Source organism: Streptococcus oralis, from assembly GCF_003943395.1.
Lineage (GTDB): Bacteria > Bacillota > Bacilli > Lactobacillales > Streptococcaceae > Streptococcus > Streptococcus oralis_BF.
On sequence record NZ_RJPJ01000001.1, the window covers coordinates 215,291 to 228,124 of the forward strand.

A 12,834-nucleotide genomic window follows, 5' to 3' on the forward strand; every position below is an offset into this window, starting at 1 on the left:
CAATCAACTGAAAACGATTAAAAAAGGAACTAATTTTTAGTTCCTCTCAAAATTATTTAATCTTATGCTTATTCATTTTCTCTTGGAAAATATCTGTAATGATTTGGCGCAATTCTTCTCGTTCCTTCTCAGGAATCTCACCGCTTCTCTTGGCAACTGCGTAGAGCTCTGGATGTTCGATAGAAATACGCTGTATTGTTCGAGTTGTTGCGTGTTTTCGCACGAAAAAGGGAATGCGTTTGAGCCATTCCTGAGGCACTAGGGCAAGGATTTTAGCAGCGGTTTCCTTATCGCTAATTTCAGATGTTGTCAGTCCCTGCTTTATCGTTTCCTGTTCTTTTTCAGTAAAATCTTTTAATTCCATTATCCCTCTCCTATCTAGAAATCACTCTATATTAAATTATATACCAATATTAGAGAAACTACAAAGAATAAACTTTGTAAAATATGCGCAATGATGAGATTGCATTGCTTAGTCAACTAGTGAAATCAAAAAGCACTAAAAAAGTTAAAAATATTTTTTTGCATCCTCTAAGAGACTTGAAAAATCACTTAAAAAAGTTTTTTCAAATTCGTCATATTTTTGGAGATTCTGTCGTAACGTTTTAGCTTTAAAATGTTTATAGGTGTTTCTATTAATCTTTCCTACTAGTTTCTTATTAACATAGATTTGTATACCATCATTATTTATATTTCCATAAGTATCACCTGATATATAAATTGAGTTCGATTTATTATTTTGAGAGTAAATATTTAATCCATGTCCTTTTCCTTGTGTTAATCGAACTATATTATATTCATTAGCTATCTTTATAAAATCTAATGAAATTGGCTTTTCGCGTTCTTCCTTCTTCTCTTTTCCAAAATACTCTGGTTTCGACAGGTCGAAATGATTTGTATTAACCAGTGTATTAAATAATTTGCGAATAACGAATTGAACATCTTCATTCGGTGAATGATTTTGAGTTGAGGTTTTATTTATATCTATATCGAAGTTTCCGGTTGAAATTGTATTTGAAAAGCTCATTCTTTTCATCAAATTTTCGAACTCTTCAACTTCTAATTTATCAACATTATATTTAAGCAATAATTTTAAAGTATTAAAAAATTTTCTGAAAGATTCTAACTCTTTTTGATTTTTGAAACTAAAGATACCATAGCGAGACACAAGAGAATTATAATCAGCATCGTCAGGTATTTCAAATGAATTTTCAAGTAAATCAATGAGAAAATATTTGGTTTCTTCAGAATCTTCTGGACTATTGTTATATGAAGTCAATAAATAGTCATAAGCTTCATCAAATCGTAATTGAAAACATACTGTAGCTATGATTAGTAATTTGTCATCATTTTCTAACTCATTATTTGAATTTATAATATGCATTAAAAGGCTAACAGAATTGAATAATCTGTTAACACTGCGAGGATTATTTCCGATTGAGTCTCTAATTAATTGAGTTACATTCTGTGTAACGTCATCATTAAAATAAAAATTAATTTTTTTCAAAGAGACTTTAACAAAGTTCTCCATATGATAATTTGCAACAGGTACAGTAAAAGGCACTTGAATTATTTTCTCAAAAAAAGCTTTTCCTTTTTCGTTGTCCAAATCATCACCATACTTACTTTTTGTTCCTCTTAAAACAACATTATAATCAATAGCTAAAACAAAGACACAATTTCTGCAATCTAAGAAAAGTTTTAAAATTTCTAGGAATTCAATCGCTTTTTTTGGAACCAATCTGTCAAGGTCATCAATGAAAATTACTATCTTTTCATAATTATTTTCTTTAACGAAGTCATCAATGATATCTTGTAGATTTTGTTTCAGATTTTTTAAATTATTAGCTTTTTCTTCATTGCTTATTAGTTTTAGAAGTTGATTATTAATTTTTTCAATATTTAAGAGACCAAAATCTAGTTTAAAATATTCTATACTTTTTGTAATAACTGCCAAAGATTTTTTAAAGTTCTCTCTTTTATTTACATCAGTTACTTCTAATTCATCAATTAAATCTGTGATTAATGTGACTGCTAAATTCTTATCCATATCAAATTGTGAATATTGCCAAGTATTAAAAAATATTGTTTTAATTTTTCTTGTTGAATTACTTGACGATTTTTCTTTAAGCTTTTCCTCAACTTGATACATAATGCTGGTTTTTCCGGTTCCCCAATCGCCTTGAATAGCTAATGTTAAAGGAGTCTCGCAACCAGTAATAAAATTTGATAACCCAAGAATGTATTTGTCAATCATAAATTCGTCTTTTACAGTTGGAATATCAGAAAATGAATTGTACATATAATTTCCTTTCAAAATGTTTCATCTAGAGTATACTAAATTAAGAATGACACTCAATTTATATTATGTTAGTGGCATTTAATATTACGGTTTTAAAAAGCAATTGTTGTTGTAGATATGTCACAAAAGATTCTATTCTCATCTTCAATCACCTCCCAGACTTCTGACTGATAACCCTCACCATCTATATCATAGCGCTGCATATAGCCTAAAAATCGTTCTTTTTTATTTGACTTACGAGGCTTGAGAATGTTTACAGCCCAGAATCCGATAAGAATAACAACTAAAAGTGCCATCACTGTTTCCATCCGATTCTACCTTGCCTTTCTTAATAACCTTCAACCCACTTTTCATTATCCATAATGAAAGGCTTGGCCAGTCCATCACCTGTATAATCTGCATACTTAGTCGATAGATATTTGTAACAATCTTCCTTGCTCGCAAACTTAATAGCTTGATAGGGCTCTTCAAAAGTCAGTTTCTCTACAAATAAGAAACCATCATCAGCTGGCACTAAAACACCTACGTGTCCAACAAAAAGAAACTCTCCATCCAAATTATCATGCAACACAACAGACAACATTCGAGCTTTACCATTGAATTGAAACTGTGAGAAGAATTTCTCCATCTTCTGCACGTGAACTTTTACATCCGTCGTTGCTTCCGTCTCAACTCTAGAAAATAGAATGTCAAACTCTTCCTTTTCTTTCGTATCAAATACTTTTCCCTTATCGATAGCATCGTTATCCACAAAAAGCAGCTGATCATTCTTTTCAAGTTTTGGGATCGTAACTGAATTTTTTAAGAGCGCATAGCTATTAATACGGCAGTTGGTCCCAACAAAGTCACCCTTTTTTTGATTCCAGAGATTGCTGATTTTCTCTACGTCGTATTCTGTTTTTGTAAAGGAGGCAAAATCACCACTTAAGCCAGTAGAGCCGACTGTCGCATTATAGTCTGTGACAAGATTGAAAAATGCCTCAACACTATTTGGATCCAAGTGAGCTGATATGATAGATTTGACCTCTTCGGTACTGACTTGACCGTTTAGATTGGAATATGAAGCCGTCCAAGGAACTTTATCTGAACTGGTCTGTGTTTGATTTGTAGCTTCAGTCCTCGTATTATTTTGGTGGCAAGCAGCCAATCCAAGTAATAAGGGTAAACACAGTCCCAAGGCTACTACTTTTCTCGTTCGTTTCATGCAACTCTCCTTCTAGACTACAAGTCTCCATTTCTTTGTAAACACCATTCACTAATCACTTATGGAGTAATCTGGGACTTAGCTATATTATACTACATAAGTCAAAAAAAGACTGCACGAATCACCCATTCATTACAGCCTTTTTAATCCTATTTTTTATTGAATGACGAAACCTCTAGGCAAAATCACCAGTTGCTGTTCCAATTCTTGGCAATGACTGGCTAACGCTACAGAATCACGGTCTACAAGATAGTTTTCAGTTGATTGGTTAAAAATAGCTTGGATTTTTTGTCCATCATAATCCCATGCCAGAGATACCACATCCGGCTTGATTTCTTTCAGTCTATAGGTCCCGTGCTGGATTATATCTGAGACACTCTTGCGAAGTTGAATCAATTTCTTCATAAAACTCAACATCTCATTGCTATCGGAAACACGTTCCCAAGGCATGGCACGACGACAATCTGGATCTGTACCTCCATCTAACTCCAACTCCGTTCCATAGTAGAAACACGGTGTCCCCCTTTGTAAAAAGAGGCAGGCGAGGGCAGATTTAACAAGTTGGACATCTCCTTTAGCTGTTGTCAATATGCGCTCCGTATCGTGCGAATCCAAGAGATTGAACATCACTTCCGAAATCTGCTGTCTATAGTACATAGACTGACTATTGATTTCATCGATAAATTGACTGGTCTTCTTAACCCCACGCAAGAAATAATCCTTGATACTGTCAGAGAGAGGATAGTTCATGACTGCGTGAAATTCATCGCCATTTAGCCAAGGCTGTGAAGTATGCCAGACTTCTCCAAGAATATAAAGATCAGGCTTTTTAGCTAAGACAGCCTTCCGGAAATCTCTCCAAAATTGGTGGTCCACTTCATTAGCCACATCCAAGCGCCAAGCATCAATATCAAACTCTTCAATCCAGTAGGTCGCAACTTTTAAGAGATAGTCTTTGACTTGAGGATTGGCCGTATTTAACTTGGGCATATAACTAGCAAAGGCAAAGGTATGATAAGGAAGCTTTCTTGGATTACCAAGCTTATCCTTGGTCACTGGGAACTCATGGACATGGAACCAGTCTTTATATACTGACTCTTCACCGTGTTTAAGGATATCCTGCCATTGTGGAGATTTGTCACCGATATGGTTAAAAACAGCGTCCAGCATGATCTTCATGCCTCTCTGATGAGCTTGGTCCACCAGTTGACGGAAGGTATCATTGTCTCCAAAATGACGGTCAATTTTGAAATAATCCGTCGTATTGTACTTGTGATTGCTTGGGGATTCAAAAATCGGACAGAGATAAAGTCCTGTAATCCCCAAATCTTGCAAGTAATCCAGATGGTCAATAACACCTTGTAAATCACCTCCAAAGAAATCGCTCGTCTTTGGTTTGATAGAGGAATCCCAAGCTAGTGAACCTTCAGGTGAAATCTCAGGGTTCCCATTAGCAAAGCGTTCTGGGAAAATCTGATACCAAACTGTATTTGCTACCCAGTCAGGAACGTGGCAAGCATCAATCTCATGGATATACGGAATTTTAAATCCATTTCCTTCATAATGAAGGTTTTCTAGCGTATTTTCAACACATCCCTTATCGCCATATAAGACCTCCTGACCTTGCTTATCCTTGAGTTCAAAGAGATACTGGAGTCGTGCATAGCCAACCGTAACTTCCACTTGCCAGTAATCAAACAAGGCATCAGAAGTTACTTTGATCATCGCCTTGCTTGCTTCATAATGGTCCTCTAAAAAGATAAAAGTATCTCCATAATGCAAATGGATGCTTTCAATATCATCTTTCTTAGTCCGGATACGAATGTGCATTGTCTTGTCTTTATAAAGATAAGCATACTCCGACTCTGGTCTGTGGTAAATGGCTGTTAATTCCATTGTTCTGTCTCCTAGTTTACTTTGAATCTCTTTACAACGCAAACGTTTTCATAATTGTGATTCTAGTATACTACTTTCGTATTTTATTTGCAAGGCTTGTTCGTAGTTCCGAGCGGTTTGATTTTGAGAATAAAAAAAGTAGTAAGTCTTAATACCTACTACTTTCTGATTGATGATTTACAAATGTCTTTCCAGCCACTCTATCTTTTTAAAATCCTTATTATTGTTGTGGTTATTTCGATAAGAATCTTGGGAAGAAGCCTTGTAAATACTTAAATACTGTTCTAGATTTGGAACACGAAAAGTGATGTCATCGAGATGAATCAGCTCAATATCAGATTCCGATATATCCGCAAAATCAGGTAAAGAATCGATACTTCCATATTCAACACTCACGCCATCTTTTTGGAATTCATGCTCATGAAGATCTATTAAAGTGTAGCCTAAGTGGTTCATCACTTTCATTATCTTGTCCCAGTCATAAATCCTGAGATGATCAGGCGCTTCCCAGCCTCTAGGATCACCAGGGACATGAATGTCAATGTCAGATGGCTCCCATTCTTCATTTGAACGGTATTCAAATCCCAAAGAACCCATCAGTGTCGGTGTGATTCCGACTTGGTTTAAATGTGAACAAATTGTTCGAAATTCATCAAATAGAGAATTCATTCCTCCTCCAATCGTTGATATAGAACTTAATTTCGTTGTGAATAATAAAGTAATTTTTACCTTCTACTCTTTCGGTTTTGAAAATACTTCTACTCGCTGAGCTAGGACTTTGATTTCTACAGGTAGGTTATCCGATTTATCACCGTCAACATCTGACTCCAATTCACTATCTGAAGAGATTTTAATATTACGTGCTCTGATATACTCAATATTATCATTGCCGACAACATCTCCTTTTAGTAAATCAGGAATGACGGATAATTTAGAGAATATTGAAGCATCTTTTAGAATCAAAATATTAGCATAGCCGTCCTTGTTTTCTTCAAAGATTTTCTTGTCAGCGAAGTAATTTGTCAAGAGAACCAAAACATGACTCGCTTCACCATCATAATTTCCATTTTCTGTCTCAACCTTAATGTTAAAGACCTGATCCGTCATCACAGACTTCATGGTATTTACAGCATAGGCTAAAATACCGAATTTTGTCTTGTCCTCGATCTCCACATTGTGAATCGCTTCTGGAAGAGAACCGATACTAAAAATATAACCAAAATAGTTGTCATTTGCTTTACCAATATCAATCTTATTGGTTAAGTTAAAATCGAGTTCATCAATCGCGCCATCGATGTCTTGATTGATTTCCAACAGTTTCGTAATGAGGTTGCCCGTACCACCTGGGATAATCCCTAACTTAGGAATGTAGTCTCTCTCAGCAATACCAGAAATGACTTCATTGACAGTCCCGTCTCCACCGAAAACAAGCACTGCATCGTACTGCTCACGAGACGCTTCCTCAGCAAAATGTGTCGCATCTAGCGCTTTTTCAGTAATTTTGGTTTCCACATGCTCAAAATAATCCTTGGCCTTATTCTCCAGCTTGACCTTATAATCCAAGGCCTTTTCCCCACCAGAGGTAGGGTTGATAATTACCATTGCTTTTTTCATTGATTTTAATCCTCAAAATTTAATTAAATATTTATTATCTGTTGAATGGGAACACCTCCATAACAAAATAGACACAACAGGCACTCCTATCAATAAAATAGTTACATAATTTTCAGTTCATCTTTCTTTTTTATCAATATTTTTTGATATTATTCTTTACATTCTCAACTCTTCTAAGAACGATTTTGAGCAATTCACTTTTTCTCTTAGCGCTGGTGTAAGATCTCTGTGTGAAACAATCGTAATGATTTTTTCTTACTTCATCCAAAATTGATTGATAGAATACAGCAGCAGCAGTAACCGGAAATAGTGCATCTGAGTCAAACATATATAAATGACTATAAAATTTATCATAGTAATAATCTGAGAGTAGAGCTATCTCTTCCCACAGACAAACTATTTTATCACTTACCTCAAGAGTAGATTTAAAAAATGAATACCCTTTGTTAAAAGAATTTGGTACGACGGATAGATTTTCCAATTCTTCTTTTGTAACACCATATTTTTTCATTAAAGATTTTGGTAGATAAATTCTGTTTCTGTTTCTTAAATCCTCACCGACATCTCTTAGAATGTTTGTAATCTGCATCGCAATCCCCAAGTCTTCACAAATTGACTCATAACGCTCATCAGCTTTCTCACCTTTAAGCATAGGTGCTAGCATAAGCCCCACAGTGCCAGCAACTTTTTTACAATAAAGTATTAAGTCGCTCTTGTCCCCAATCTCCTCAAAATTAAAATCACTTTTCTGACCATCTATCTGTTCAAGTAATGCGTCAAGGGAGATTTTGCGTAGTCGAACAGCATTTTCAAACGCAAACCACCAGGCATATTTTTTATAATTATCACTTTGATTACTACCCATGTACAAAGACTTCACGTCTTCTTCTAATAGGTTTAAAAGTTGAAGCCGTCTCGCCTCGCTCTGCGATTCTGTATCGGCCAAATCATCAGCATACCTACAGAAAGCATAGATAGCTGCTATATCTAAAAATTTTGCATGCTCAATCTTCTTAAAAGCTGCATAAAAACTTGATGCATTTTTTCGCATTACCTCTTCAGCAGCTTGGTATGATAAGTCTAAATTCATGAGAAATCAGCTCCTTCCAAATCGCGACGAAGCTCCTCTGCACATATTTTTCCACTCTGCATGACAATCGGTACACCAGCTCCCGGGTGTGTGCTACTGCCGGCAAAATACAGCCCTTCACAAGAAAGACTTTTTGCCTGAGGTCTCAGATGATTGCTTTGCGTTAAAGTAGGTTGTAGCCCAAAAGTCGCACCTCTATAGGCATTGAAAGAATTCATAAAATCACGAGGTGTAAAATAGCGTTCGGAAGAAATGTTATCTCTCAAGTTTTGCAACGAAGGCAACTTCTCCAATGTTGAAATCGCATGCTCCCTATAATAATTTACAGTCTCATCATCCCATTCATACTGCGATGCCTCCACATCGGAGACTGGGATCAGTAGATAAAAAGAAGATTTACCCTCAGGAGCCATTGTAGCATCAACGTTTGAAGGAATGTGAAGATATACAGACGGCTCTTTAATCTTACTTCCGTCAAAAATACTTGTCAAATTTGAATCTAAATCATCTGCGACCACAAACGTATGGGCAGCAAGGTCAGGATAGACACCTTCAACTCCCCAATAAAACACAAGACAAGAACAAGAATAATCCATTGAATCAATCTTAGCGGAATGATACTTTCCTTTATCAGAATCATTTTTAATCAGATTCTTCATCGCATAAGGGAAATCTGCATTACAAATCACAGCATCTGCCAAAATTTCTTGCCCTGAAACTGAAATACCTTTCACCTTATTATTTTTAGTAATAATTTCTTCAACAGGCATCTCATAATGAATCTTGCCCCCAAGTTCTTCAAAAAGCTTAGCCATCTGACTAGCCATCGTAAACATTCCTCCCTTTATAAACCAAACTCCGTAAAGTAACTCAATCATGGGAATGATATTGTATAATGAAGGTCCTTTTTTCGGAGAAACCCCAATATATAAGGTTTGGAAGCTGAGCATCTGTTGGAAGTCTTTGTCTGGTATAAATTTTGACATCATTTGGTCCGCACTGTCAAAAGTTTTCAATTTTAATGCATTCCAAAGAACCTTGGGATTATAAAAATCACGTTTATGTCGGAAAGGTTTTGTAATAAAATGCTCCAAAGCAATCTGATAGCGCTTATAAATCGAACTAAGATAATCATATAATCCCATCGAATTTTCAGAACCTTTACTTTCAAAAATCTTATGCAATTCTTGTAAATCATTCGAAATGGAATAGGATCTTAAAGGAGACGAATTGAAATATACATCATACATCGGGTTCAATTTAACCATAGGAATATAATCGTCTGGATTACGCCCCGCAATTTCAAAAATTTCCCGATAAATTGACGGCATCATCACCAAGGTTGGTCCCACATCAAAAGAATGACCATCAAATTCCAATCGATGCATTTTCCCACCCGGCATAGCATTTTTCTCATAAATTTCAACTTGATAACCGGCATTTTGAAGACGAATTGCTGCAGAAAGTCCCGCAATACCAGCACCTATAACCAATACTCTTTTCATAATTATCCTTTCACAGTGGTTTTTATCCACTTAAGAAACAACTACAAGAATCATTGGCTCGTGTCTCCCCCTTCGGGGACAATGAGTTGTAGTAGAAATAAAGTAAAACTTTTCTAGATTTAATTTTACTTTTTCGCAATTTTTTATGCACTAAACTAAATATGCATTACTATAAATATTTGTGAATTGGGTTATCTATAATTTTTTTAATATTATTATGTTTTCTGTTTTCTTTCCTCTATAATTCTTATCTCTCCTTTCTACAGATACCTTATGCCATCTTTTTGATATCAATCTGTTTCTATAATATCTCAGCATTTATGCAAACTAAAAGAGTTTTAAATCTACAACTCTCATTATACCATTTAAAGCCTAACTAATAAACTCCACCCATAACTCTTCGATTAACTTTACAACACTTCTTCAGATTTAAATAAAGCTTTCACTAGTAACGTAATAGTTTCATAGATCTCTGTTTATATTTTAAAACTAGTCAATTTTTTCTATGATATTTCCAAATTTATCCAATACAAGACATGAATGATCATTTAGTGGGATTATAGGAGCGTTAACAAGTTCTTGAGCACTATCCCTATTATCTTTATCATTCCATGAATCAGAATGGACACTAATTAAAAACTGATTAAAAAGTTCCAAACCATTTTTTATCTTTATCTGATGTTCTGGATTATCATTAGGTGAAATATAGACTTTTTCTCCTAATAGTAGGGCTCCTGCAGAAAATCCCATAACTATCGCACCTTTATTCAGCATATGATCAATATAATTTTTGAACTCCTGATTTACATAAGTTGATATATACTTTTCAGTATTTCCACCACCGATGATAATTAGATCAGCATCTAGATAGCTATCAAAATCAATCTGCTCAGTGTCCAAGAGTAAGTGATCAGTGTTTAGATTAGGAAATTGACTTTGGAAAACTTCCGTGTACTTTTTCATATAGGGTTGCCAATTATCTCGAAAAACTGTAAAAATAACAATTCTTTCAATCTTGCTTGATAATACAATTTTATCAACAATGCTATATTTCGTTATTGGGGGATTCCCACCCATCAAAAAAATTTGTTCTTTCAAGTTAACACACTTTCTAAAGAGACATAAAATTTAAACAAGTTTATTCACGTTTCTAAATTATAATTTCTTCTTAAAATGAATAATTCTATTTGCCTCCTGAAATCCAATATTGAGATGAAATCTTATAGAATCCGTATTCGTTAAAGTACAGTCACTTGCAAATTCCTTACATCCTTTATTTTTCGCCCATTCCTCACATTTTGTACAGAGATTTTTAGCAATATCCTTTAAACGATATTTCTCGTCGACAATAATCCCTTCTAAGAATCCAACAGGACTATATTTACAACCTTCAACATAATCAAATCTGAGTGAACATAGTGCTAGACCTACAATTGTGTCACCTTCAACTTCAGTAAAGATTGCAGTATTTTTGCCATTCGTATATTTTTTTACTTCATCAAAAGCTTCTTTATCGGTCAATTGGGGCCATAATTGTTTTATTAGTTTAGCCGTTTTTATAGAATCTTTTGTTATTCCATCCATATTGATGTTCCTCCGCAAATTACAAGCAAATGTTTCGAATCATGCTGTTACTTTGTTACTCATTGATTGATACCAATACCATCCCCTTCTACTTTTCGACTGTCTCAGATCGGACGAACAGAGCTACACACTCAGCGGTTCGGACTTACCGTATCATTTCGTCGGTTTCCTGCCTCATTCTAAGAGTCCTATCCCATGGGCGGAGCATCTACTTCTAATTCGCTGATGTCTCAGCTCGTACAAGCAGTGATACCGCCTCAACATGGTGCGTTTGAGTAAAAAGATCCACCGGCTGGACTTTCTTCAATTCATAACCCAATTCTTGGTAGAGCTTGATATCACGCGCCATGGTTGCGACATTACATGAAATATAAGCGATGCGGTCTGCTCCTGTTTGGGCGCTTGCTTTGATAAAGCTTTCGGTCAAGCCCTTGCGTGGTGGGTCAACAAGAATGGCAGTTGGTTGAATACCTTCCATGAGCCAATTCTTCATGGCATTTTCAGCTGTATCACAAACATAGTGAGCATTAGTAATATTGTTCAAAGAAGCATTTTTCTGGCTATTTTCTACCGCTTCTGGAATCACTTCAACACCGTAGACTTCTTTGACATGCTTGGCAACGGACAATCCAATCGTTCCAATCCCTGAATAGGCATCAATAACCACATCATCTTCTTTTAAATCTGCAAAGTTAATGGCCGTTTGATAAAGTTTCTCTGCCATTTCAGTATTGACCTGGTAAAAGGCTGGTCCAGCGATTTGGAAGTCATTCCCCAACATTTGGTCGGTAATGTAATCTTGACCATAAAGAGTGCGCCATTCCTTGCCAAAAATCGCATTGGTATTCTGGTCGTTGATATTTTGCATGACAGAGACAATCTCTGGGAAACGCTTGATTAATTGTTCAATCAACTGTTCAACTCGGAAAATTTTTGGTCGAGTTGTCACTAAGATAACCATGATTTGTCTTGAATAGTGCCCGCGACGCACCACAAGATTTCGAATCAAGCCAGACTGCTCCTTTTCGTCATAAGGTCTCAAATCAAAACGACGAAGCAAATCTCGTAGAGCTACTACGACTTGGTCAATGACAGGATCTTGGATAAAGAAATCTTCAAGGGGCATAAGGTCATGCGAATTCTTACGGAAAAAGCCAGTTTCCAAGATACCATTCACTCGACGAACGGGCACCTGTGCCTTATTTCGATACTTGACAGGATTCTCCATACCAAGTGTTTCAGTAACCTCTACATCTCTAATGCCAGCAATCTTGTAGAGAGTGTCTTTGACTTGCTTGGTTTTGAACTTAAGCTGCTCTGGATAGGCAAGATGCCCCAAATCAGCGATACCTGAACGCAGATAAGCTAGGTCAAGGTCTTGGTTACGATGTGGAGAATATGTAAGGTATTCTTCAACTTTCCCATAGCCAATCTTTTTATTGACCTTAAGGACTCGCATGAGAATTTTCTCAGTTGGTAGAGCATTTTCTACAAAGAAAACCAAACCATCTACCTTAGCAACCCCTGCACCTTCATGGGTCAAATCAATAATTTCAACTTCTACAATATCATTTTTCTTTAGCATATTTTTCACTTTCTATCGGCCGACAAAAAAAGACGGCAACATTTCTGTTACCAT

General features: G+C 35.7%; 12 protein-coding genes. All 12 read right to left on the reverse strand.

Going from position 1 to position 12,834, the window contains the following annotated elements; translation table 11 throughout:
• Positions 1-52: 52 nt before the first annotated feature.
• Complete coding sequence (locus D8802_RS01065) at positions 53-364, reverse strand: hypothetical protein (RefSeq protein WP_125394469.1); 312 nt, start codon at positions 362-364, stop codon at positions 53-55.
• A 144-nt stretch (positions 365-508) separates the two neighbouring features.
• Entirely contained in the window at positions 509-2,302 is a 1,794-nt protein-coding gene (locus D8802_RS01070) for a KAP family P-loop NTPase fold protein (RefSeq protein ID WP_125394470.1), read from the reverse strand.
• Between the two features lie 92 nt (positions 2,303-2,394).
• Complete coding sequence (locus tag D8802_RS01075; RefSeq protein ID WP_125394471.1) at positions 2,395-2,610, reverse strand: hypothetical protein; 216 nt, start codon at positions 2,608-2,610, stop codon at positions 2,395-2,397.
• Positions 2,611-2,630: 20 nt separating this feature from the next.
• Positions 2,631-3,506, reverse strand: coding sequence for a DUF4300 family protein (locus tag D8802_RS01080; RefSeq protein ID WP_125394472.1), 876 nt, complete (start codon positions 3,504-3,506; stop codon positions 2,631-2,633).
• Positions 3,507-3,662: 156 nt separating this feature from the next.
• Positions 3,663-5,402 (reverse strand): glycoside hydrolase family 13 protein, encoded by a 1,740-nt coding sequence (locus D8802_RS01085; protein WP_125394473.1) that lies wholly within the window; start codon positions 5,400-5,402, stop codon positions 3,663-3,665.
• Between the two features lie 177 nt (positions 5,403-5,579).
• Complete coding sequence (locus D8802_RS01090) at positions 5,580-6,071, reverse strand: phosphoribosylanthranilate isomerase (RefSeq protein WP_125394474.1); 492 nt, start codon at positions 6,069-6,071, stop codon at positions 5,580-5,582.
• Positions 6,072-6,134: 63 nt separating this feature from the next.
• Positions 6,135-7,016 (reverse strand): diacylglycerol/lipid kinase family protein, encoded by an 882-nt coding sequence (locus D8802_RS01095; protein ID WP_125394475.1) that lies wholly within the window; start codon positions 7,014-7,016, stop codon positions 6,135-6,137.
• A 133-nt stretch (positions 7,017-7,149) separates the two neighbouring features.
• Positions 7,150-8,106: a phytoene/squalene synthase family protein gene (locus D8802_RS01100; protein WP_125394476.1), complete on the reverse strand. Its 957-nt coding sequence runs from the start codon at positions 8,104-8,106 to the stop codon at positions 7,150-7,152.
• Entirely contained in the window at positions 8,103-9,611 is a 1,509-nt protein-coding gene (locus D8802_RS01105) for a phytoene desaturase family protein (RefSeq protein WP_185758171.1), read from the reverse strand. The genes D8802_RS01100 and D8802_RS01105 overlap by 4 nt, the downstream gene beginning before the upstream one ends.
• A gap of 489 nt (positions 9,612-10,100) precedes the next feature.
• On the reverse strand, positions 10,101-10,709 hold the full coding sequence (locus tag D8802_RS01110; RefSeq protein WP_125394477.1) for a Type 1 glutamine amidotransferase-like domain-containing protein: 609 nt from the start codon (positions 10,707-10,709) through the stop codon (positions 10,101-10,103).
• A gap of 57 nt (positions 10,710-10,766) precedes the next feature.
• A complete protein-coding gene (gene aac(6'), locus D8802_RS01115; protein WP_125394478.1) occupies positions 10,767-11,195 on the reverse strand; it encodes an aminoglycoside 6'-N-acetyltransferase in 429 nt (142 codons plus the stop codon).
• A gap of 214 nt (positions 11,196-11,409) precedes the next feature.
• Positions 11,410-12,780, reverse strand: coding sequence for a 23S rRNA (uracil(1939)-C(5))-methyltransferase RlmD (gene rlmD / locus D8802_RS01120; RefSeq protein ID WP_125394479.1), 1,371 nt, complete (start codon positions 12,778-12,780; stop codon positions 11,410-11,412).
• Between the last annotated feature and the right edge of the window lie 54 nt (positions 12,781-12,834).

What these genes read in the sequence shown, in the direction of transcription:
- D8802_RS01065 (WP_125394469.1), bottom strand. Translation starts at nt 364, where the DNA reads ATGGAATTAAAAGATTTTACTGAAAAAGAACAGGAAACGATAAAGCAG.
- D8802_RS01070 (WP_125394470.1), bottom strand. Translation starts at nt 2,302, where the DNA reads ATGTACAATTCATTTTCTGATATTCCAACTGTAAAAGACGAATTTATG.
- D8802_RS01075 (WP_125394471.1), bottom strand. Translation starts at nt 2,610, where the DNA reads ATGGAAACAGTGATGGCACTTTTAGTTGTTATTCTTATCGGATTCTGG.
- D8802_RS01080 (WP_125394472.1), bottom strand. Translation starts at nt 3,506, where the DNA reads ATGAAACGAACGAGAAAAGTAGTAGCCTTGGGACTGTGTTTACCCTTA.
- D8802_RS01085 (WP_125394473.1), bottom strand. Translation starts at nt 5,402, where the DNA reads ATGGAATTAACAGCCATTTACCACAGACCAGAGTCGGAGTATGCTTAT.
- D8802_RS01090 (WP_125394474.1), bottom strand. Translation starts at nt 6,071, where the DNA reads ATGAATTCTCTATTTGATGAATTTCGAACAATTTGTTCACATTTAAAC.
- D8802_RS01095 (WP_125394475.1), bottom strand. Translation starts at nt 7,016, where the DNA reads ATGAAAAAAGCAATGGTAATTATCAACCCTACCTCTGGTGGGGAAAAG.
- D8802_RS01100 (WP_125394476.1), bottom strand. Translation starts at nt 8,106, where the DNA reads ATGAATTTAGACTTATCATACCAAGCTGCTGAAGAGGTAATGCGAAAA.
- D8802_RS01105 (WP_185758171.1), bottom strand. Translation starts at nt 9,611, where the DNA reads ATGAAAAGAGTATTGGTTATAGGTGCTGGTATTGCGGGACTTTCTGCA.
- rlmD (WP_125394479.1), bottom strand. Translation starts at nt 12,780, where the DNA reads ATGCTAAAGAAAAATGATATTGTAGAAGTTGAAATTATTGATTTGACC.